Here is a 26,270-nt window from a genome sequence, read left to right on the forward strand (position 1 = left end):
TCTATTCAAGTGCAAATATAATAGAAAAGGTGCATATTAACATATCAATGAAAATATACACCTTTCCTCAGCAATATCATCAAAGCATTCGCTTCTGGTACAAAAACTTCAGATAATTTACAGCATACTATGAACAACTCATATATGTTTCTATGTCCCTATCAAGCAATTTTTCATTAGCCCCTTAAAAAGTAATGCTCTTGATATATACATAATCTCCTACACTTGATGTGCAGTTATTGGACTGCTCTCTTTATTTACACTACTACTCACAAATAACGACTTTAATAATAACAATGTTCGTTTATAAAGTTGCCTATTTTGTGCTCTCTACTCTTCAGTTAGTGAAAGGGACGTCTCTTTTATTCCTTCTAATTCATTTAGTAGATACTTAGCTAACTTTTCAACTGCGGGGGAAGCTACTATTTCTTCGTGTGATCCAGGGACCGAATACATATTCACTCTTCCTTTTAATAAAGGCTTCCAATCCGTAAACAATTCTTTACCTTCCTCAGCACTAAAGTAAATGACTTCCCCAAAATATGGTGTTAAATCATGCTCTGCCATTAAATTCAGACATTTCCTGTGAGCATTGATAATTTGCTTCAAATTCGTAAGATTTGCATCAGGCGGGAGCACTCCTTCCACAATTAATTGCTCAACAAGCATGTCCTGTTGATGAACAAGCTCTTCTTCCTGCTCCACTAACTCTATATTGATGAAATGCTCCAATATATAAGATAGCATTTCATCCTCTGTCTTGTAATCCCGTTCTGAAGGCACCTTGGTATCCAATAGTACCAACACCTCAACTTCTTCTCCCTGGTTCCGTAGCATAGTTGCGATTTCATAGGCGATGGCACCGCCTAGAGACCATCCTCCCAGACGATACGGCCCCTCTGGCTGAGCCCGCTTCATTTCCTCGATGTAGAGTTGAACTACTTCCGATAAAATCAACCCGTTCATTCCTTCTTTCTCTACGAGAGGATTCTGTAGACCATAAAATGAGCAGTGATCCTTGAGTAACCTTGCTAGCTGAATGTAACAGAGTACATTACCCATAAACGGGTGAACACAGAAGAAAGGTCTTTTCTCTGATTCTTGTAATGGAACCAGAACCGATAATGATTCTTCCATACGATGATTCTCACGGATGAGACAAGCGATTCCTTCCACTGTCGGGTTCTTAATTAGTGCGGGTACCTTAATCTCTTTTCCAAATTTCTCTCTGACCTTTGAAATCAATTTGATTACAAGGAGAGAGTGACCTCCTATATTGAAGAAATCATCGTTTACATGGATATCTTCTAACTGTAGCAAATCCTGCCAGATTGTAATCAGCTGATACTCGATTTCATCCCGTGGGATGATTGGTGTAGAAAAGGTACTTTCTCTTTGAATCGTTAAGCTGTTCAGTGCCTTTCGATCAACCTTCCCATTTGTTGTAAGGGGAATCGCATCAACCTCAATAAAATGTGCAGGAATCATATAATTCGGTACTTGCCTCTTGAGATGCTCACGCCATTCATGCATACTTCCTTTACCCACCACATAGGCAACCATTCTCCGATCTCCTGGTTGGTCCTCTCTTATCAAGACTACCGCCTCTTTCACCGATGGATGACTTTCTAAATTCGCTTCAATCTCTCCAAGCTCAATCCGGAATCCTCGAATTTTCACTTGATTATCGATTCTTCCCAGATAATCCAAATGGCCATCAGCTAAATAGCGGACTAAATCTCCCGTCCGGTATAACCGTTCCCCTTCATTAAATGGATGAGGAATAAAACGTTCTAACGTTAGCTCTGGACGATTCAAGTATCCTCTCGCTAGGCCTGCTCCACCGATATAAAGTTCACCCGTTACACCAACTGGAACAGGTAACAACTTCTCATCCAATACATAGGTTTGAACATTTGGCAACGGACGCCCAATGGTTACTCTCTTACTATCTTTTTTGATACAATAGCATGTCGCATCAACCGTACATTCCGTAGGACCATATACATTATAAAAATGGATATGGTCATTCTCTACTAGTTGTTCCCACAGTGATGGCATAATTGCTTCTCCACCGACCAGTACCTTGCTTGGAACATGAACACTATCGTTTGTTTCTAACAACCCCTCATCTATGAGTAACTGGAGTAGTGAAGGTGTTATATCGAACATTTCCAACTTATTCTCCCGAATATAAGATACAAACTTTTGAGGATCACTGCGAACTTCTGTTGAAATAATATATAAACTAGAACCATACAAAAGCATTTGTAATTGTTTAACGGATGAATCAAAGGCGATTGAGGCATTTAGACCAACGCGCATGTTATCATGTGCCCGATGTGAAAAAACCTCTTTCTGTAAACCATAGGATAGATTTAATACCGAATGATGCTGCACCATAACCCCTTTTGGATTCCCGGTCGAACCTGAAGTGTAGATAACATACGCCAAGTTTTCTCCTGTTACTTTACATATTGGTGAAAGGGTGTTTTCTTGCGAAATCATTGCTTGATCTCGGTCCAAACAAACTGTTTCAACTTCTTCAGGTATCCAACCTTGTGATACTTCGTTCGTAACCAATATTTGAATTCCTGTGTCCTCCAGAATATATCGTAGGTGACTTTCTGGATACGATGGATCCAGCGGAACATAGGCTGATCCAGCTTTCAAGATTCCCATGAGACCGACAATCATCTCAACTGAACGTTGGAAACAAAGCCCGACCAATGACTCCGTCCCAATCCCACATTTCTGAAGATAATGGGCCAATTGGTTTGCTTTCTCATTCAGCTCTCGATACGTCAACCGCTGATTTTCATCCACCACTGCCACCGCATCAGGTGTACGATCCACTTGATCTTCAAAAAGTTTGTGGATCACACTTTCACGTGGATACGCTGCTGCATTATCATTCCATTCTTCCAGTAGTTGTTTCTGTTCTATTTCCGTAACATACACCAGCTCCGACAGAGTTTGATCAACGTTCTCGATCATTTGCTTTAACACCTGGCTTAAATGCCCCAGCATCCGTTCAATAGTGAGACCATTAAACTTGCTACGATCATACTTCAACTTTAACAACAACTGGCTTTCTGGGACAACTGTCAATCCTAATGGATAATGAGTTTGCTCTATTCCTTCCAACTCACCAATTCCTAGATTTCCTGAGGACTCCTCTTTCACTGGGTAGTTTTCAAACACATACAAGCTATGGAACAGCGGGGTTCCTCTAGGAACTTCACTCCATCCTTGAATCTCTGTCAAAGAAGCATATTCATATTGTCTTCTTTCTATCTCTTCCTCTTGTATCTTCTGCAACCAATCCATTATTTTTATATTATCTATCAACTGAATTCGCGTCGGTGATGTGGTAATAAAAGGACCTACAATGTTTTCAACATCAATAATCTCCGTAGGGCGTCCTGAGCTAGTTACACCATAGACAATTTCATCTTCTCCACTATACCGGCTCATGAGATACGCCCACGCACCTTGAATTACTGTATTCAAAGTGAGCCTATTGCGCTTCGCCCAGTTTTGTAACGCTTGGGTTTGCTCTTCTGATAAATAAGTTACCTTCTCTGTGTAACCTTTTTCTTGCTCTTTACTTTCTAAGCCCAGCAGGGTTGGAGCTGTAAAACCTTTAAGTTTCTCTCTCCAGAATTGCTCCGCCTGCTCCTGATTCTGTTCTCTTAGCCATTGAATATATTTCTTGTATGGCGATGAATTAGGTAAATGCACGGCTTCTCCATTCATTCTCTTCTGGTACACTGTAAGCAATTCGTTAAAGACCAGTGGTAGGCTCCATCCATCCAACAGAATATGGTGATGTGTCCAAACAATTCGATATTCTTCCTCACCTTCTTGAATGACAGTCACCCGCATCAATGGCGCTTTATCAAAAAGAAAGGCTTGTTTTCGATCCAATGCCAAAAAGGCTTTTCTTTTCTCTTCTTTTTCTTCAGCAGTCAGCGTACGCCAATCTTCTACATTCACCTTAAATGGAACACTCTCATACACCACTTGTAAAGGCTCCTCAACTTCATTCCAAAGGAAAGCTGAGCGGAAAATTTCATGCCGCTGAATTACCGATTTCCACGCCTGTTCGAAAGTAGCAATATCCAATTCTCCTCTAATCATGAAACTTAATTGCACTATATACGGCGCTACATGTTCCTCCCCTTGGTCATGCAATGTATGGAAAATCATTCCTTCTTGCAAAGGCGATAGTGGATATAAATCGGTAATCGGATAATTATTTCCACGATTCATCTTGGTTAATACTTTTGTCAAACTGGCTTGGTCAAGATTAGCCATCACAAAATCTGAAACGGTCAGTGCAGATTCTCCATCCGCAGATTGAATCAATTTACTTAGTTGATGGAGCATATTCTCTGCAATACTTTGAATCGTTGATTTCGCATATTGTCCTACATTGTATACCCAAGTGAACTGAAGCTTCCCATCCGTTACCATTCCAATTACATCAATTAAATGCAGTCGCTTGGAACCAGAAGCATGATCTAAGCGCTTAAATCCGTTCTCCGGAATAAGCATTGCATCGTCAGAAAACATTTGGTCAAATTGTCCAAGATAGTTAAAACTAATAGACGGTGTATGTTGAGACCCCCATTTCTCACACATTGTTGTGTTCAGATACCGCAAAATTCCATGGTCAACACCCTTATTAGGAATTTTACGCACTTGTTCTTTAACTAATTTTAATGCTGCAATTGGCGTGTCGGCACCGGTAATATTTAAGTGAACAGGATAAATACTTGTAAACCACCCCACAGTTCTAGATAGGTCAACGTCTTCGATAATCTCTTCCCGACCATGCCCCTCCAAATCCACGGTCAGCGCCGGATGACCTGTCCATGCTGCCGTAGCCTGTACCAATGCTGTCAATAGTACCTCATTGATTTGGACACGATGAGTGCTTGAAATTTCTTTCAATAACGTACGGGTCTCTTTCTCATCCAGCACCACGGTAATCTCCTCGGTTCCTGTGTTTGCTGGAACTTCGAGGGTGGTATCCACTGGTAGCATAGCCACTTCTTGTTCGGATTGCTGCTCCCAATAATCACGCACTTCTTGCACAATCCCAGCTTCAGCGTAATGATGCAATTTCTCCGACCACGCTTTAAAGGATGTACTCTTTATAGGTAATTGGATCATCTGATCCTGGCTCGCTTGATTATACGCCGTTTGCAGATCCTCCAGTAAAATCCGCCAAGAAACACCATCGACTGCTAAGTGATGAATCACCCAGAATAATCGGCCGGCTCTTTTCTCACCTTCATCAAAATACACCATTCTCATTAGCGGTCCTGCGTGTAAGTGCAAGCTTGCTTGTGCAGTGTCAATCTCCGTTTGAATCACTTGATGCCATTCTGCTTGCGGCACTTCTTCTAATGAAATAACGGTCAGCGTCGATTGTTCTTCGATTCCTCCGTTCCGCTGTTTCCAAGCTCCATTCGGTAACCGTTCATATCTTAAACGCAAGGCATCATGATGGATTAGAAGGGTACGCACAGCTTTCTCCAGTAATACTATATCCAGTCGCTCTTTTGTTCTAAAAAACATGGATTGATTCCAATGGTGTGGTTTTGGATGATCTTGTGCAAAAAACCATTGTTGGATTGGTGTAAGGATCAGTTCTCCAGTTACAACTCCCTGCTCTGCTTGTACACCCCGTTCTTCATTGACTACTTGCGCCAACTCAGCAATCGTTTGGTGTTCAAACATTTGCTTTGGCGTCAATTGCAAACCTGCTTGCTTCGCACGAGAGACAATCTGAATGCTGAGAATCGAGTCTCCACCAATTTCAAAGAAGTTATCATGGATTCCCACCTTTTTAATCCCTAATACTTGCTTCCAAATGGTGGCCAGTGTTTCTTCGTTACCATTCCGCGTGGCAACACATTCACTTTCGATTTTCCTCTCCTCTGGTACAGGTAAGGCCTTACGATCAACTTTTCCGTTAGCAGTTAGTGGAATGGCTTCCATCATCACAAATCCTGAAGGAACCATATGGCTTGGTAGTTCCGCCTTGAGATAATCTCTCCACTCGCCTACATTCCCATCACCCACGACATATGCCACCAACCGTTTATCACCCGGCTGATCTTCTCGAACAATTACAACAGCCTCTTTTATGGAGACATGTGCGTTTAAAGCAGATTCAATTTCTCCGAGCTCAATTCGGAAACCACGGATTTTCACCTGGTGATCAATCCGCCCAAGATAATCCAGATTTCCATCAGGTAAGTATCTCGCTAAGTCTCCTGTCCGATATAATCGCGCTCCTGGGTCACTACTGAATGGATGAGGAATGAAACGCTCTGCAGTCAATTCGGGTCTGTTTAAATATCCACGTGCAAGTCCTGCTCCACCAATATATAGTTCGCCAGCTACGCCAATAGGCACAGGTTGTTGACAAGCGTCTAGTACATACACTTCTAAATCTGGAATCTGTTTTCCTATATTACTTCTTGAAGCATACTGCACATCATCTTGAGTAATTGGATAATACGTAACATGAACGGTAGTTTCTGTAATTCCATACATATTAATTAACTGTGGTTTCTGCCCTCCATACCTTTGAAACCATGGTACCAAGCTGGTAGGATCGAGTGCTTCCCCACCAAATATGACATAGCGCAGATGCAAGTCTTTCTTCTCATCTTCTTGTTCACACACTTGTATCAATTGTCGAAATGCGGATGGTGTCTGATTAAGAACCGTAACCTTTTCCTTTACTAACAGTTGATAGAAATCCTTGGGCGATCGACTAATCCAGTAAGGAACAACAATCAATCTTCCGCCATGGAGTAATGCCCCCCAAATCTCCCATACCGAGAAGTCAAACGCATAAGAATGGAAAAGCGTCCAAGTATCTTTTTCATCAAACTGATACCAACATTCCGTCGATTTAAATAAACGAATCACATTGTGATGCTCTACCATAACTCCCTTCGGATTCCCTGTTGATCCCGAAGTATAGATTACATACGCCAAGTTTTCTCCTGTCACTTCACATATTGGTGAAAGGGTGCTTTCTCGCGAAATCATCGCTTTATCCCGATCCAAACAAACTGTTTTGATTTCTTCAGTTATCCAACCTTCTAATGCTTCGTTCGTGACCAATACTTGAACCCCTGTGTCCTCCAGAATATATCGTAGGCGACTTTCTGGATACGATGGATCCAATGGAACATAGGCTGCCCCAGCTTTCAAGATCCCCATGAGACCGACAATCATCTCAACTGAACGCTGGAAGCAGAGACCAACCAATGACTCGCTCCCAATCCCACATTTCTGGAGATAATGTGCCAATTGGTTTGCTTTTTCATTCAGCTCTCGATAGGTTAACTGCTGTTTTTCATCTACCACTGCCACCGCGTCAGGTGTACGATTTACTTGCTCTTCATACAGCTGATGAATCCCAAATTCCTGTGGATATGCTACAGCATTATTATTCCACTCTTCTAACTGTTTTTGCTGTAATCCTGACAGTATCGGCAACTTAGCTAATGATTTATCAGGATGTTCCACGATTAAATTCAACCAGTTTCCAAAATTTTCGGCTATGGATTCAATAGTTAAACTGTCAAATAAATCAGTCCTATAAACAAAAGTAAGCAATAAGCCCTCTTCCACTTCTGCGGCAGTTAAACTTAAATCAAATTTGGCGATTGAAGCGTGGCTGTCCATTACTTCTATACTTCGTCCATGTAGCTGTGGTAGCTCTTGTCCCGTATTTTGCAAAGTAAACATGGTTTGGAAAATCGGAGAATGACTTGTACTTCGTTCAGGTTGGATAACCTCCACAATTTTCTCAAACGGAACATCTTGGTACTCATATGCCTTCAATGCTTTTATCCGCACTTGAGACAACAACTCTTTAAATGCCGGTGCGCCACTTAAATCAGCCCGATAGACTAACGTATTGACAAAGAAACCAATCAATCCTTCAATCTCTCGATAATTTCGATTCGCAATTGGGCTTCCAACAAGAATATCTGATTGTCCTGTATAACGGGCAAGGAAACTTTGATAAGATGCCAATAAGGTCATGAAAAGCGTTGCCCCTTCTTGACGACTAAGTTCGTTTAATTTATCCAGTAATGAGCGTGACAACAACACATTATGAGTTAATCCATGGTGGGTTTGTACCGGAGGACGGGGACGATCCATCGGCAACATTAAGACTGGTAACTCACCAGACAGTTCTTCCTTCCAATATGCAAGCTGTTGGTTTAGTACTTCATCTATCAACCATTCTCTTTGCCACTGAGCAAAATCGGCATATTGAACTGGTAGTGATGCAAGGTCTGCTGGTTTTTCACCAATCGCCTCCTCATAAAATGCCATCCATTCTTGGAGCAAGATTTCCATCGACCATCCATCCGAGATAATATGATGCATATTACACAGAAGAACCCATTCTTCTTCTGAAATTTTCACGATTTGTCCACGGAACAATGGCCCTTGCTCTAAGTCAAATGGGGATTCGACTTCAGTTTGAATCCATTGCTCCACTTCTCTTTCTCTCTCTTCTGGAGAAATCTTAGTTAAGTCAATTTGTGGAAGGGAACGGAAAGTATACGGTTGAATCTTCTGCACAGGATGACCGTCCACTTCATGAAATACTGTCCGCAATGATTCATGACGCTCTATCAACTGATTCCATCCCAACTCCAATGCTTCTAGTAACCAATGTCCTGTAAGACGGCATACCATCGGCATATTATAAAGTGCACTATTAGGTGTAAATTGATCGATAAACCATAAGCGCTGTTGAGCATAAGAAAGTGGAATGGCATTTCCTCGTTCCATCGGCATCAATGGTGGAATTTCTCGTTTTTTGCCTCCCTTACGTAACTGATCTAATCGCTTCGCCAGTGCCTCGACCGTTGAATATTCGAACAGTTCACGTACCGGTAATTTGATTTGAAAGACTTCTTGCAAGCGTGAGACCACTTGTGTAGCAAGTAGAGAATGACCACCAAGTTCAAAGAAAGAATCCTGAACACCTATATTTTCTATTCCTAGCACTTGACTCCACACTGAAGCGATAAGTTCTTCTAGCGGAGTTCGTGCGTGAACGGTATTTTCCGTAGATAATTTGCTAGGTATTGGCAATGCCTTTAAATCAAGTTTTCCATTCGGTGTAAGTGGTAAAAATTCCATCTCAATAAAGTTTGTTGGGACCATATAATTTGGTAAATGTGTTTGTAGATGCTCTCGCCATTCTTGGACACTTCCTTCACCAACTACATAAGCTACTAATCTCTTGTCGCCTGGATCATCCTCTCGTACCAATACAACCGCTTCTTTCACAGAAGAATGTGCCTGCAAGACTGCTTCTATTTCTCCCAATTCAATCCGGAAACCACGAATTTTCACTTGGTCATCTATACGACCATGGAACTGGAGAGCACCATCAGAAAGATAACTTGCTTTGTCTCCGGTGTAATAGAGACGTTCTCCTGACTTGAATGGATGCGAAATAAATTTTTCCTTTGTAAGGTCCGGACGATTAGCATATCCACGAGCAAGACTCTTCCCTCCAATATAGAGATCTCCAATCACACCACTTGGTACTAGCTGAAGATGAGAATCTAACACATAAACTTCTGTATTCGCAATCGGTCGACCAATCGATGGCGTACCTGTTGTCACTCCTACAGGTACATAACAATCCGTGGTAACAACGGTATTTTCCGATGGACCATACTGATTGATTACCGCAAAAGGAATATCGTTAGATGGATACTGCGTTAATTGATCCCCGCCGGTAATGATAAAACGAAGATCCGTTTTACCTGGCCAAGATAATTTCAGGAGTCTTTCCAGAATAGGCGTAGGTGCAAAACTAGCTGTTATTCGCGAATCAATGAGCCAGTCTCTTAGTGCTTCTGGATTAATTCTCAGTTCCTCTGTTGACAAGTAGAGTGCTGCACCAGCAGTTAGATACGGCCAAATCTCCTGAACAGCCGAATCAAAAGCAATCCCTGCAATCTGAGTCGCACGATCCTCTGCTGTAATACGATAAACTTCTTGATGCCAAGAAACCATATTCATTAATGAGCGATATTCAATCATGACACCCTTTGGCTTTCCTGTAGAACCAGAGGTATAGACAATGTAAGCTAAGTTCTCTGGATTTATCTGCCGTGTAGGTGCGATTACGCTTTCCACTGTTAACTCTTCTAGCCTCACAATTTCGACCTGTTCGAAAAGGCCTTCTTGTCCTTCCGCCGTCACTACAAATTGAATTCCTGCATCTTCAATCATGTATTCTAACCTTGATTTTGGATACAACGGATCTAAAACGACATAAGCTCCACCAGCTTTTAATATGCCTAGTAAACTTACCATGAGCTCAGCCGACCTCGGAAGATAAACTCCCACGACTGACTCTGGAGCAACTCCTTTTCGCTGTAAAACATTTGCCAACTGATTTGCTTGTGCATCCAGTTCACCGTAAGTCCAATCTTTTGTTTGATCAACTACCGCAATCGCTTCAGGACGCTTTGCTACTTGTTCCTCAAATCTGTCGCAAATAAGACCCTGTGGGGGCATTTCCATTACAGTGTCATTCCATGTTTCTAATAACAAAGTACGCTCAGGTTCCGATAGCATGCTCAGACTATGCAACGGATTTTGCGGGTAATGGGAAACTTCGTGTAGCCATTTCTCAAAGTGCCCTGCCATCCGTTCAATAGTTGTGGCATTGAATAAATCCTTATTGTATTCAAAAGTAAAACGTACTCCCTCTTCCGTCTCAGCTACCATTACACTTAAATCAAACTTTGCGATTGGACTATGGCTTTCTATCATTTCAATACTTCTACCAGATAACACCGGGAACTCTTGTTTCATATTTTGCAAGATGAACATAGTCTGGAAGATTGGCGAATGACTTGTACTCCGCTCTGGTTGTACAACTTCTACAATTTTTTCAAAAGGGATATCTTGATATTCATACGCCTTCAATGCCTTTTGACGAACCTGAGACAGAACATCCTGAAATGTCGGTCTACCACTCAGATTAGCCCGATAAACCAACGTGTTGACAAAGAAACCAATAAGTCCTTCAATTTCTCTATAATTTCGATTAGCAATTGGACTTCCGACCAGAATATCTTCTTGTCCCGTATAACGTGATAGAAAACTTTGATATGCAGCCAACAGCGTCATGAAGAGTGTAGCCCCTTCTTGGCGACTAAATTCGTTCAATTTGTCATGTAGCGCGCTTGGCAGAACCAGAGTGTATGTCGACCCGTCATGAGTTTGTATTGCGGGACGCGGGCGATCCATAGGAAGTTGGAGTACAGGAAGCTCTCCAGACAATTCTTCCTTCCAATATTGGAGTTGTTGATCAAGCACTTCCGCCTTCAACCATCCTTTTTGCCACTGAGCGAAGTCGGCATACTGAACCGGTAATGGTTCAAGTTCTGCTACCTTTCCATCCGTAGTTTTCTCATAGAATGCCATCCATTCTTCAAGTAGGACTCCCATTGACCATCCATCTGAAATGATATGATGTAGAGTACAAAGGAGAATCCATTCTTCCTCTCCCACTTGCAAAATACTTGTCCTGATCAGTGGACCCTCGCCTAAATCAAATGGCATTTCTGTTTCTTTTTGAATCAAACGTTTAACTTCTTCTTCTCGGTCTTCTGGAGAAAGCATAGTTAAATCCGTTTTCGGAATTAATCGAAAAGCATACGGTTCAATTTGCTGCACGGGCTGACCGTTCACTTCATGAAAGACCGTCCGCAATGATTCATGACGCTCTATGAGCTGATTCCATCCCTTTTCCAATGCCTCAGGTAGCCAACTCCCTGTAAGGCGGCATACCATTGGCATATTGTAAAGGGCGCTATTAGGTGTAAATTGATCGATAAACCATAAGCGCTGTTGGGCATAAGAGAGCGGAATAGTTTCCCCTCTTTCCATCGGCATTAGTGGCGGAATCTCTCGTTTTCTATCTCCTTTACGTAACTGATCTAATCGCTTTGCCAGTGACTCCACCGTTGCATACTCAAATAGTTCACGTACCGGTAATTCGATTTGAAAGATTTCTTGTAAGCGTGAAACTACTTGAGTAGCTAGCAGCGAGTGACCACCAATCTCAAAAAAAGAATCCTGAACACTTATATTTTTTATACCTAACACTTGGCCCCATACGGAAACAATGAGCTCCTCTACTGGTGTTCGTGATGAAGTAGTAATATCTTCACTTATGAACTGTGCCTCCAATTCCAATAAAGCTTTCCGATTCACCTTACCATTTGGAGTGAGTGGCATCCCTTCAACTTGGAAGAAGTATGCCGGAACCATATAATGTGGCAATTGCTTCTTAAGATATTCACGCCACTCTCCAGTATCCCCTTCACCCACTACATAAGCTACTAACTGCTTATCTCCTGGTCGATCTTCCTTCACCAACACGACAGCCTCTTTTACAGATGAGTGATCATGTAAAGCTGCTTCGATTTCTCCCAGTTCAATTCGGAATCCTCTGATTTTGACTTGGTTATCCATTCTTCCAATATACTCCAAGTTACGATCATTCATATATCTCACCAGGTCACCCGTTCGATATAATCGTTCCCCTTCCTTAAAGGGATGCGGAATAAAACGCTCAGTAGTTAACTCTGGTCGATTGAAGTAGCCACGTGCCAATCCTACTCCTCCAAGGTAAAGTTCCCCCGCCACACCAATCGGTACCACCTGTTGATGTTGATCTAACACATACAACTCTGTATTATCAATTGGACGACCAATTGGAATAAGCATAGGTTCTTTTTCTAAATCACAATTATAATAAGTCACATCCACAGTCGCTTCGGTAGGACCATACAAGTTAATTAACTTTGTTTGCTGAACATCGTAAAATACCCCCTTAAAGCGGCGAACCTGTTCAGTATTTAATGCTTCTCCACTAGTAAAAACCTGATTTAAAGACGCTACATCCCTTTTCGAATTATATTGTTCCATATAATCCAAGAAAGTAGATAACATCGACGGAACAAAGTGAATGGTGTTCACACGATATCGTTCGATATACTCCTCAATCACCGCAGGATCTTTCTCTCCTCCTGGTGGAAGCAAACAAACACGTGCTCCTACAAATGACCACCAAAATAATTCCCAGACAGAAACATCAAACGAAAACGGTGTCTTTTGTAGAATTGTATCCTCCTCAGATAATGGATATTTTTTCTGCATCCACTGTAGGCGGTTGATAACCGAATGGTGTTCAATCATTACTCCCTTCGGATTTCCCGTCGAACCCGAAGTGTATATGATATAGGCTAAGTTATTTGCAGTTACTCCACTTACCGGAGCCAAATTACTCTCTTTAGAAATCATTACTTGATCCCGGTCTAAACAAATTGCTTGAATATCTTTAGGTAACCAGTCCTGTAGTGCCTCGTTTGTTAACAGCACTTGAATTTGTGAATTCTCTAAAATGTATCTCAGGCGGTTTTCGGGATAACTTGGGTCCAGTGGGACATAAGCCCCTCCTGCTTTCAAAATCCCAAAGAGACCAATAATCATATCAGGAGAGCGTTCAACACATATACCAACCAATGATTCAGGTCCTATACCTCGTTTTTGTAGATAATGTGCCAATTGGTTCGATTTTTCATTGAGTTCTTGATACGTTAACTTTCCACCCTCATAAACTACCGCCACTGCATCAGGTGTACGTGCCACTTGCTGCTCAAATAGCTCATGAATCATACACTCATGACCATAAACTATGTCAGTATCATTCCATTCTTCTAGGAGTTGTTTCTGCTCTGTGTCCGATAACATTGACAGCTTTGTATATGATTCATCTGGATGATACGCGATTTCATTTAACCAGTTCTCAAAATGGCCTGCCATACGTGCAACGGTACTACTATCAAATAAATCCGTGTTGTATTCAAATGAGACAAATAGACCTTCTTCCACTTCGTAGGCAGTTAAACTCAGATCAAATTTTACAATAGACATATTACTTTCTACCATTTCGATACTTCTACCAGACAAATCTAGTCGTTCTTGTTTTATATTCTGTAGTGTAAACATGGTCTGAAAGATAGGAGAATGACTCATACTTCGTTCAGGTTGCACAGCTTCTACCACTTTTTCAAATGGTATATCTTGATATTCGTAAGCTTTTAACGCCTTTTTCTTTGTTTGGTTCAAAATCTCCCGAAAAGTAGGGGTGCCACTCAAATCTGATCGGTAAACCAACGTATTAACAAAGAAACCGATTAATCCTTCTACTCCCTTATGATTCCGATTTGCAATCGGACTTCCGACTAGAATATCTTTTTGCCCCGTATAACGAGCAAGAAAGCTCTGGTATGCAGCCATTAAAGTCATAAATAAGGTAGATCCTTCTTGTCGACTTATATCCTTTAATTGATTGAGTAATCTATAAGGAAAAATCACGTGATGCGTATCCCCAGCGTAAGTTTGCGTAACCGGTCGAGGTCGGTCCACTGGCAGTTGTAATATAGGAAGCTCCCCAGACAATTCTTCCTCCCAATACGTAAGTTGACGATTTAACACATCACCTTGCAACCACTCCTTTTGCCACTTCGCAAAGTCTGCATATTGAATGGATAGTGAACTTAATTTAGCAGGATTCCCGCCCGTTTCTTCTTCATAGAAAGTAAGTATTTCATTCATGAGTATACCGATGGACCAAGCATCAGAAATAATATGATGCATCGTACATAGTAATAACCATTCATCCTTCCCTAATTGAACAAGCTGATTACGAATTAAAGGGCCATTCATTAAATCAAATGGTTCTTGCGCTTCTCTCGCAATTAAACTATCTACCTCTTTTTCTTTTACTTCTAGAGGAAGTTGCGAGTAATCCCTTACAGGTAATGCTCTAGGAAGGAATTCGACAATTTGTTGTACAGGTTGTTCTCCTACTTCTTTAAAAACGGTTCGTAATGATTCATGACGTTCAATGAGTCGATTGAATCCCTTTTCTAATGCTTCAGGAATCCAATTTCCTTTTAGAAGCCATACCGTTGGAATATTATATAAAGAACTGTTTGGGTTAAATCTGTCCATAAACCACAAACGTTGTTGTGCATAAGACAACGGAAGTGCTTCTTTATTCTCCTTTTTTTGCATTTTCTTCTGAAGCCAAGCTCTTTTCTCAGGAGAAAGTGAACTCAGCTTTGCATGTAAATCACTTCTCATTTTTTTACCCCTTCCTCAACTAAATTACTCTCGAATATTCCTTGTGCTTCTTCCTCTGATAGCTCTTCTAATTGCTTAAGTAGTTCAAGTAATTCTTCATCATTACTCACTTCTGCTTCTTTTTGAATATAGTCTTGAAGACTTACATTCTCCTTACTATCATTCTGTATTTCTTGATTTTTGTTATAGAACAATTGATCAATCTGTTTTGCCAATTGTTGCACCGTATGAAACGTAAATAGATCATGCAATGGTAACTCGATTCCAAAAGCCTCTTTAAGATTGGAAACAGCTTGTGTAGCAAGTAATGAATGCCCACCTATTTCAAAAAACGAATCCTGCACTCCAATATTTTCTACACCTAAAACTTGATGCCATATTGAAACGATTGTTTTTTCCGTAGGTGTACGGGGAGCAATATACCCCCTCACTATCTCCTGTCTCTCTGGTACTGGTAAGGCCTTCCTATCAATCTTTCCATTTGGAGTGAGTGGAAATGCATTCAATCCGACAAAATAGGCTGGAATCATGTAATTTGGTAGCTGGTCCTTGAGATAATCACGCCACTTATGAGCATCCCCATCTCCCACAACATAGGCAATCAAACGTGGATCACCAAGATAATCTTCCCGCACCATCACAAGAACTTCGTTAACTAATGTATGCTTTTGCAATGTCGCTTCAATTTCTCCTAGTTCAATCCGGAACCCACGAATTTTTACCTGATGATCGATTCGGCCAAGATACTCCAAATTCCCATCTGGCAGATACCTTACTAGGTCTCCAGTCCGGTATACTCGCTCTCCTTCTTTAAACGGATGCGGTATAAAACAATCTTGCGTTAAGTCAGGACGGTTTAAGTATCCACGTGCTAATCCTGATCCACCAATGTAAAGCTCACCAACTACACCAATTGGAACCATTTTTTGTTCAGCACTCAGTACATATACTTCTGCATTGAAGACTGGTTTACCAATTGGTGGTACCCTATACATGACACCCTTTTCTAATTCCATATATGTGGAATACGTAGTATCTTCGGACGGTCCATATAGGTTGTACACCTTCTCAATCGTACTTCTCTCGTATAAATCATGAACGAGTGAATATGGTAATGGTTCTCCAGCCAAATTCATCACCTTTACCGAAGAAGGAATTGTTTTTGCGCGAACCAGTTCCTTCGCTGCCGATGGCACAGTATTGACCAAAGTCACACCCTTGGTAGACAACTTGTCTAGATGTAGAGCATTTTCAGCGACAATCACCTTACCACCCATCGTTAAGGGAACAAACACTTCAAAAACGGATAGATCAAAGGATAGCGAAGTTGAAGCTAATACTCCCGCTAATTCCTTTTGGGAATATGTGTGATGCGCCCAATGAATCATTGTTACTGTATTCCTGTGCTCAATCATTACCCCCTTTGGATTTCCAGTGGAACCTGAAGTATAGATAATATAGGCTAAATTATCGCCCGTCACTTCACTGGTACACACTGTAGTTACTTCTTGTTCTATTTCTTCTCGATCACGATCAATACAAATCACGGCAACGGATTTAGTTATAACCATTTTTTGTTGTAACTTTTCCTGTGTCACCAGTACCTTTATTTGAGCATCCTCTAAAATGTATTGCAGTCGACTTTCCGGATACGCTGGATCAATTGGGACATATGCTCCTCCTGCCTTCATAATTCCTAAGAGGCCGACAATCATCTCGGATGAACGTGTAACGCAAATCCCAACCAATGATTCGCATGCAACACCATTTTTCTGTAAATAATGTGCCAGCTGATTCGAGCGTTCGTCCAACTCTCGATATGTTAGTTCTTCATCTTCGCACACTACTGCAATTGCTTCTGGTGTTTTTTTCACTTGTTCTTCAAACAATGTATGAATCGTGCTTTCTTGTATATCTACAACACCTGATTCATTCCATTCCTCTAGTAATTGCTTATATTCTGCTTTCGATAACATATTCAGTTCAGATAATAAATATTTTGGATGAGAGACAATTTGATTTAACCAATGTTCAAAATGACTTGCCATGCGTTCAATGGTTGTATCATTAAACAAATCAGTATTGTATTCAAAGGTTAGCGATAATCCTTCTTCCGTCTCAGAAGCAAATAAACTCAAATCAAATTTCGCAACAGAAGCATGACTTTCCATGAGTTCCATGTTTCTTTCAGATAGCTGAGGAAACGCTTGTTTCGTATTCTGTAAAGTAAACATGGTTTGAAATATCGGTGAATGACTTGTATTCCGTTCCGGTTTTACAGATTCCACCACTTTCTCAAATGGAATGTCCTGATACTCGTAGGCTTTTAGTGCTTTTTTTCGTACCTGCGACAAAAGTTCTTGGAACGTCGGATTTTCACTGAAATCTGCTCGATAAACCAACGTATTTGCAAAGAAACCTATTAATCCCTCAATCTCTTTAACATTTCGATTTGCAATTGGGCTTCCAACCAAGATGTCGTCTTGTCCTGTATAACGAGAAAGGAAGCTTTGATACGCTGCCATCAATGTCATAAATAAAGTGCATCCTTCTTGCAGACTTAAATCTTTGAGCTTTTCCTGTAGGGAATTCGCCACCGTTAAGGACTGACTTACACCACGGTGGGTTTGAACCGCAGGTCGAGGACGATCCATCGGTAATTGTAAAACCGGTAGCTCCCCAGATAATTCTTCCTTCCAATATTGAAGGTGCTGATCCAAATTCTCTTCTTTTTGCCATTCCTTCTGCCACATGACAAAGTCTGCATATTGGATAGATAACTCCTTCAATTCCACCGGTTTTCCGCTTAGTGCTCCTTCATAAAAAGCCATCCATTCTTCAAGTAAGATTCCCATTGACCATCCATCTGAAATAATATGATGCATCGTACAAAGGAGAACCCATTCTTCCCTGTCCACTTTCAATATTCGTGCTCGAATTAGAGGACCTTGTCCAAAATGAAATGGTTCCTCCGCTTCGTTTTGAATGAGCCGTTTCATTTCTCTTTCCCTATCTTCTAAAGAGAGATCTGTTAGATCCGTTTGAGAGATATGTCTGAATACATGAGATTGAACCTGTTGAAAAGGTTCACCCTCTTGTTTTAGAATTATCGTTCGTAATGATTCATGACGCTCAAACAACTGATTCCATCCGGATTCCAATGCTTCAATTGACCATTTACCTGTTAAGCGACACGCTGCATGAATATTGTACATCACACTATTTGGCATTAATTGTTCAATAAACCATAGACGTTTCTGCGCATAGGAAAGTGGAATAGCTTCTTCTCGTGTCATAGGTACAAGGGGTGGAACCTCTCGTTTTTTATCTTCTTTGCGCAACTGATCTACTCGTTTCGCTAATGCTTCCACTGTATCGTGCTTGAAAAGTTCACGTAATGGGATTTTGATTTGGAACAATTCTTGCAATCGAGAGACGATTTGAGTAGCAAGTAGTGAGTGCCCACCACTTTCAAAGAAGGAATCCTGAATACCAATATTTTCCACCCCTAACACTTGACCCCAAACCGAGGCAATAAGCTCTTCCGATGGCGTCCGAGGTAGAACATTTAAATCTCCAATAGCTTGCTCATCAGGTGCTGGCAAGGCCTTTCGGTCAATTTTCCCATTCGGAGTAAGCGGGAAGTGTTCTAACTCTACAAAGTGAGCTGGAATCATATGATTCGGTAATTGGTTTTGTAAATACTCTCTCCACTCTTGGGTATTTCCATCGCTTATTACATATGCAACCAATCGTTGATCACCTGGACGGTCTTCTCTAACTAATACGACAGCCTCTTTAATAAACGAACATTTTTCTAAAGTCGCTTCAATTTCTCCTAATTCAATCCTAAAACCACGCATTTTGACTTGATGGTCCATTCTACCTATAAATTCTATATTTCCATCAGTTAGATATCTTACTGAATCTCCTGTTCGATATAGTCGTTCCCCCAATCGAAATGGATGCGAAACGAATTTTTCAGCAGTAAGATTCGGACGATTTAAGTATCCACGTGCTAAACCAGCACCACCAATATATAACTCACCCTCAATTCCTATTGATTGCAAGCGTTGATTTTGGTCTAATACATATAATTGCGTGTTCTGTATTGGCTGCCCAATAGAAACAAATTCTTGATTAGGCTGAATATCAAATGCATTTACATAAATAGTGGCTTCAGTTGGTCCATAAAAGTTGGTTAATTTCACTTGTCCACTATAATTCCATTTCTGTTGAAATCGTCTAACTAACCCTGAACTTAGTTCTTCTCCACCAGAAAATACATGGCGTACGGACGAACAATTCATGTTCAATTCAATATGATTGAAGTGATCTAAGAAAACAGATAACATCGAAGGTACAAATTGAACTATAGTAACCTGATGTTTTTTAATCACTTCAGCTATAATAGAAGGATCTTTTTCTCCACCTCGAGGTAGGAAAGATACACTTGCTCCAACGTGAATACCCCAAAATAACTCCCAAACAGATACATCAAATGAGAATGGGGTTTTCTGCAAGACCACATCCTTTTCAGAAAGTGGATATTTATGTTGCATCCATTCTAGGTAATTGATTACTGAATGATGCTCAATCATCACTCCCTTTGGATTACCTGTAGATCCTGAAGTATACATAACATACGCTAAACTTCTCCCTGTTACACCACTTATACATGGGATTGATTCTTCTTTTTTAATTGCAGTATAATCTTTATTCATACAAATCGTTTCAACATCTTCAGATATATATAAATTTTTTGAATTTTCTCCCGTCACTAGTACTTCGATTCCAGCATCCTCTAATATATAACGAAGCCGACTCTCTGGATAAGTAGGATCAAGTGGAACATACGCCCCTCCTGATTTTAGAATACCTAATAACGCTATCATCATTTGTAATGAACGTTCCATATATACCCCGACTAGAGACTCTGAACCTACACCACGCTTTTGTAAATAATGTGCTAGCTGATTCGCACGCTCATCCAACTCTCTATAGGTAATTTGTTCATTTTCGTACATAGCTGCGATTGCTTCTGGATTTTTCTTGACTTGCTCCTCAAACACCGTATGAATCATGCCTTCAGCTGAATATTTCACTTGAGTATTATTCCATTCCTCTAGTAACTGTGTCTGCTCTTCCACTGCTAAATGAGTAATTTTAAAGAGTTTTGAATCTAAGCTCTTCGTCATCTGAATTAATATTTGCAATAAGTGACCCTGAATCCGATTTATTGTTTCTTCATTAAAATAGCTTCGATCATACATCAACTTTAAAGTAATTTTCTTACCGGGCATTACAATGAGTGTTAAAGGATAATTTGTTTGTTCCGCGCTTTTAACATCTAGTAATCTTAAATCATCATTTCTCTTACCTTGAATTGGATAATTTTCAAACACATACAAGGTATGAAATAAGGAACTATTCCGCGGAACCTCACTCCACCCTTGAATATCAACCAACGAATTATGCTCATATTGTCTTCGTTCCATTTCTTTCATCTGTATTTTACGAAGCCAATCTACTACTGATGTATCATCCGTTAATCGAATTCTAGTAGGTAATGTGTTAATAAATAGACCTACCATATTCTCTGCTCCTATCAAATCAGTAGGACGTCCAGAGCTAGTTATGCCAAATACGATGTCACTTTCACCGCTATACCTACTCATCAAATAGGCCCATGCGCCTTGTACTAACGTATTCAATGTTAATCGACTATTTCGTACCCACTCTTGTAAATTCTCAGTGAGTTCCTCAGATACCTGATAAACACACTCTCCATAGCCCTTCTCCTGTTCTTGATCCTTTCTTTCCATCGCTAATGGCGTAGGTGCATAAAACCCCTTTAATTCTTCTGTCCAAAATTCCTCTGCTTGACTTTGATCTTGTTTATTTATCCACTGGATATATTTTTTATAAGGAAGAGATTTAGGAAGATTCAACAATTCTCCCTTTATCATCTTGAGATAAACTTCCATCACTTCACTAAAGACCAATGACACACTCCACCCATCTAGCAAAATATGATGATGTGTCCAAATGATTCTCGTTTCCTCTTCTGCTTCTTTAATCGCAGTGACTCTCATCAACGGTGCTTCATCCAATAAAAATCCTTTTCTACGATCTGCAGTCAAAAACTGGTGTAATTTCTTCTCCCTCTCCTCATGCGAATGGGCACTCCAATCCTCTTGATGAATAGTAAAAGGAAGGCGTTGGTAAACTGCTTGCAGAGGTTTTTCTACTTCCTCCCACACAAATACTGAGCGTAGAACTTCATGTCGATGAATAACATATTCCCAAGCCGTTTCAAAAGTAGCAACATCCAATTGCCCCCCGAGCAAGAAGCCTACTTGTACAATGTAGGAAAAAGAATGTTCATCATCTTGATCGTATAAAGTATGAAACAATATTCCTTTTTGCAAAGGTGATAATCCATATATATCTATAACGTCTCCCATCTTTACACCCTCTTCTTTGTTAATTTAAGTAATACTTTGCTCAAGCTTTCTTCCGTAAGATCCTCAGCATCAGCAAAATCTGATACTGTAAAAGCTGACTCTGTTGTTGGTTTATTTATAAGTTGACGAAGATGCCTCAACATACCATCTGCTATCGCTTGAATTTTTAATCTAGAAAACTGTTCTCTACTATATATCCAAACAAAATGTAACTTCTCATCTTTTACCATACCGATAACCTCAATTAGATGAGATGGCTTGGAATCTGGAGCATGATCTAAAAATGTAAACCCTGTCTCTTGCATAAACAAAGATTCTTTTGAAAACACTTGATCAAATTGGCCCAAATAGTTAAAGCTTATTGAAGGCTTTTGCTGATAAAACGGAAGTAATTCTTTTTTCAAGTAACGTAAAATACCATAATCAACTCCGCGATTCGGAATTTGACGCAATTGATCTTTTACAGCCTTTAATCCTTCAATAGGTGTTTTAGTTCCTTGAAAATTCAGATGAACAGGATAAATACTCGTGAACCAGCCCACTGTCCGTGATAGATCAATACCTTCAACCATCTCTTCTCTCCCGTGTCCTTCTAGATGAATAGAAACCGTTTGCTGATTTGTAAAATCGACGATAGCTTGTCCTAATGCCGCCAATAGTACCTCATTTATCCTTGTCTTATGAGTCACTGGAACTTCTTGTAACAATGCATGTGTTTCTTCTACTCCTAAAGTCCTCGTCACTTGATCAATCGATTCTTCTGTTGTTTCTTGCATTGGATAGTCCATTGGAATTTTCATCGTTTCTTTTTCTACCCGTTCATTCCAATAATCTTGTACTTCTTTTGAAATACCCGAATCACTGTATGCCTGCAGGCGTTCCGACCACTCTTTAAAAGATGTACTTTTCGCAGGTAGGCGAACTCCTTGACCTTGTTTCATCTGGTTATATACCACCTGTAAATCTTCCAATAGAATTCTCCACGATACTCCATCTACTACTAAATGATGAATCACCCAGAATATTCGATCATTTCCAGACAAGGTGTCCTCAAAGTAAACTACTCTCATTAACGGACCTGTAACTAAATTGAAACTAGTTTGAGTAATGTTCATCTCTTCTTGTATTACTTTATTCCACGCTTGTTCATTAGCTTTGTTCCGTTTTACCACATGAAGTACAGAATGCTCATCAGTCCCTTCATTTCTCTGCCTCCACGTTCCATTTGGTAACTGTTCGTACCGGAAACGTAAAGCATCATGATGTTTTAGTAAGTTTAAGATCGCTCCTTCTAGTAACTTCACGTCCAATCTCTCTTTTACTCTTAAAAGCATTGATTGATTCCAATGCTCCGGACGTGAATGTTCTTGCTCGAAGAACCAGTACTGAATTGGAGTAAGGGGCACTTCTCCTGTCACAATTCCCTGCTCCGCTTGCACTCCCTGCGTTTCTATAGCCACTTGTGCCAACTCGGCAATGGTTGGGCATTCAAACATTTGCTTTGGAGTAAGTTTTAACCCCACTTGACTTGCTTGAGATATGATTTGAATACTGAGAATCGAGTCACCACCAATTTCAAAGAAATTATCATAGATTCCCACCTTTTTAACACCTAACACATGCTTCCAGATGGTAGCCAGTATCTGTTCGTTACTATTCCGAGGGGCAACAGCTTCACTTTTAATCTGCCTTTCCTCCGGCACAGGTAAGGCCTCACGATCAACTTTACCGTTAGCTGTAAGTGGAATAGCTTCCATCGTCACAAATCCCGAAGGGACCATATAGCTCGGTAGTTTCGCTTTAAGGTACTCTCTCCACGCACCTACATTTCCATCTCCTACAACATATGCTACTAATCGTTTATCACCCGGTTGATCTTCTCTTACAATTACAACTGCCTCTTTTATAGATGCATATGCATTTAAAGTAGACTCAATCTCCCCAATCTCAATTCGGAAACCACGTATTTTAACCTGATGATCAATTCTTCCACGATAATCCAGATTCCCATCCGGCAAATACCTCGCTAAGTCTCCTGTCCGGTATAATCTTGCTTTCGAATCACTACTAAATGGATGAGATATAAAGCGCTCTGCTGTTAATTCAGGTCTATTTAAATACCCACGTGCAAGCCCTGCCCCGCCAATATAAAGCTCACCATCTACACCTATAGGAACAGGTTGTTGATAGGCGTCTAGTATATACACTTCTAAATCTGGAATTCGTTTTCCGATATTACTTCTTGAAGCATGCTGCACATCATCTAGAGTAATTGGATAATATGTAACATGAACTGTAGTTTCTGTAATTCCATACATGTTAATTAACTGCGGTTCTTTCTCACCATACCTTTGAAACCATGGTAACAAGCTAATAGGTTCTAACGCTTCTCCACCAAATATCACATAACGCAGCTGCAAGTTTTTATTCTCATCTTCTTGTTCACACACCTGTATTAATTGTCGAAATGCGGAAGGCGTCTGATTTAGAACCGTGACTTCTTCCTCTACCAATAGTTGATAGAAATCCTTAGGCGATCGACTAATCCAGTAAGGAACAACAACCAGTTTTCCACCATACAATAATGCTCCCCAAATTTCCCATACTGAGAAATCAAATGCATAAGAATGAAAAAGCGTCCAAGTATCTTTTTCATTAAACTGATACCAACATTCCGTTGATTTAAATAAACGAATAACATTGTGATGCTCTACCATGACGCCCTTCGGATTCCCTGTTGATCCCGAAGTATAGATTACGTAAGCTAGGTGTTGAGGATTTACATTAGAAATCGGTAAAGTCTTACTTTCTTGCTCAATCTCATCTCGATCACGATCCAGGCAAATCGATTTAATATTTTCTGGTAACCATTTCAATTCTTTTAAACTTTCTTGCGTTACGAATAACTGAATGCCAGCATCCTCTAAAATATATTGAAGTCGCTGCTCTGGATATGTTGGATCAAGTGGAACATAGGCTCCACCAGCCTTCAAAATCCCTAAAATACCTACAATCATTTCTAGAGAACGTTCAACACACAGCCCAACTAAAGTATCAGGTCCTACTCCTTTTTTCTGCAGATAATGAGCTAACTGATTTGCACGTTCATTTAGCTCCCTATAAGTAACTTTTCCTTTTTCATACGTAACTGCAATAGAATTTGGATAAATCATCGCTTGCTTTTCGAACAATTCATGAATAGTTACTTGAGCTGGAAAATCAAGCTTAGGATTGTTGAACTCTACTAAACTTTTTCTTTTATCTTCTTCTGAAATAATTTCAATCTCAGAAACCTTTTGCTTTGGGTTTTTAAATGTATTTTCTATTATTGCTAACATGGTTTTAAAAAAGCGGTTTATCTCTTCTTTAGAAAATAGCTCTTTACGATAGTCAATATGTACTTGTAAAGAGTCTATATCAGTCAAATTCTCAATATGTACTGCAAAATCTTGCATTTCTTCACCATTTGGAATCCAAAGTGAGTCACCACTTTCATCACGATCTCTATAATCAATCGTAGTTCCGAAAAGTCTAACATTGCTGTTATTCTCTTTATTAATCTGCTTTAATAACAAATCAAATGGGTATTTCTGATGTCGTAATGATTTACTTTGTTTTCTGGACACCCTACCAATAAATGAAAGTACTTCTTCTTCTGGATCCATATCCATTCTTAGAGGAACCGTACTCACCATCATTCCAATTAATTCCCGTTCCATTTTAGTCATACGATTGCCATAAGCCATTCCTAATGCAATATCAAGCGATGAGGTCCACCGATACATAGACAATGAGAAAGCAGCAACAAAAAGAGAATATACACTTAATTTGTAATCTTCAGAAAATAACTCTATCTTTTTCTTCAAATGCTCCGATAATATAAACGTTTCACGTGATGCTTTGGTACTAACTTGGTACGTATTATAAGGCTTCAATCCCGTCACAGATGGAATTGTTTTAAATTCCTCTAACCAGAATTTTTGATCTTTTTGAAAGCGAATACTATTCAAGTATGTTTGTTCATTGGCCAGAAATTGAACATATGAATTTCTAATTTCGCCTTCCTCAGTCTCGTTATGCATCTCATAATAATATTTTGCAATCTGACTGGTAAATATTTGGATTGATAAACCATCCATGATAATATGATGAACATTCCCAAAGACTGCACATTCATTATCGTTTAATTTTATTAAAGCGAAATAGTATAAATCTGAATTAAATAATGTAAACGTTTCTTTTGTTTTCTGCTCAATCCATTTCTCAAGCAAATCTGAATCCTCCACGGAACTGAAATCGAAAAACTCAAATTCTTGTTCTTCATGTTTAATAAAATATTGTTCAGGTTCCTGATGCCCATTTTCTTTTAATCTGATGCAAAGACCATCATTTTCACTAATAACACGATTCACAACTCGATTTAATTTTGAATAATCCATTTTTCTATGAAGTTTAAACAAAAACCTTAAATTACATATCCCTTTACCGGAATGAATAACTTCTGTATACCATATTCTCCTCTGTGGATGACTTAACGGATAACATTCCTCATTGGCCATAAAA

At 40.0% G+C, this 26,270-nt stretch carries 3 protein-coding genes; all 3 read right to left on the bottom strand.

Annotation, left to right across the window (positions count from 1 at the left end):
* Positions 1-330: 330 nt before the first annotated feature.
* The 3 genes from JFT95_RS27600 to JFT95_RS27610 are packed head-to-tail and all read right to left on the bottom strand — an operon-like array spanning position 331 to position 26,266.
* Positions 331-15,240 (bottom strand): non-ribosomal peptide synthetase, encoded by a 14,910-nt coding sequence (locus JFT95_RS27600; protein WP_201053833.1) that lies wholly within the window; start codon positions 15,238-15,240, stop codon positions 331-333.
* Complete coding sequence (locus tag JFT95_RS27605) at positions 15,237-21,707, bottom strand: non-ribosomal peptide synthetase (protein ID WP_201053834.1); 6,471 nt, start codon at positions 21,705-21,707, stop codon at positions 15,237-15,239. The genes JFT95_RS27600 and JFT95_RS27605 overlap by 4 nt, the downstream gene beginning before the upstream one ends.
* A gap of 2 nt (positions 21,708-21,709) precedes the next feature.
* Positions 21,710-26,266, bottom strand: coding sequence for a non-ribosomal peptide synthetase (locus JFT95_RS27610; protein WP_201053835.1), 4,557 nt, complete (start codon positions 26,264-26,266; stop codon positions 21,710-21,712).
* Between the last annotated feature and the right edge of the window lie 4 nt (positions 26,267-26,270).

The sequence above is a fragment of the Bacillus sp. TH17 genome (assembly GCF_016651125.1).
GTDB classification, from domain to species: Bacteria; Bacillota; Bacilli; order Bacillales; family Bacillaceae_G; genus Bacillus_A; species Bacillus_A mycoides.

Excerpts from the sequence above, each read along its gene's own strand:
- JFT95_RS27610 (WP_201053835.1), bottom strand. The coding sequence starts at position 26,266 with ATGGCCAATGAGGAATGTTATCCGTTAAGTCATCCACAGAGGAGAATA.
- JFT95_RS27605 (WP_201053834.1), bottom strand. The coding sequence starts at position 21,707 with ATGGGAGACGTTATAGATATATATGGATTATCACCTTTGCAAAAAGGA.
- JFT95_RS27600 (WP_201053833.1), bottom strand. The coding sequence starts at position 15,240 with ATGAGAAGTGATTTACATGCAAAGCTGAGTTCACTTTCTCCTGAGAAA.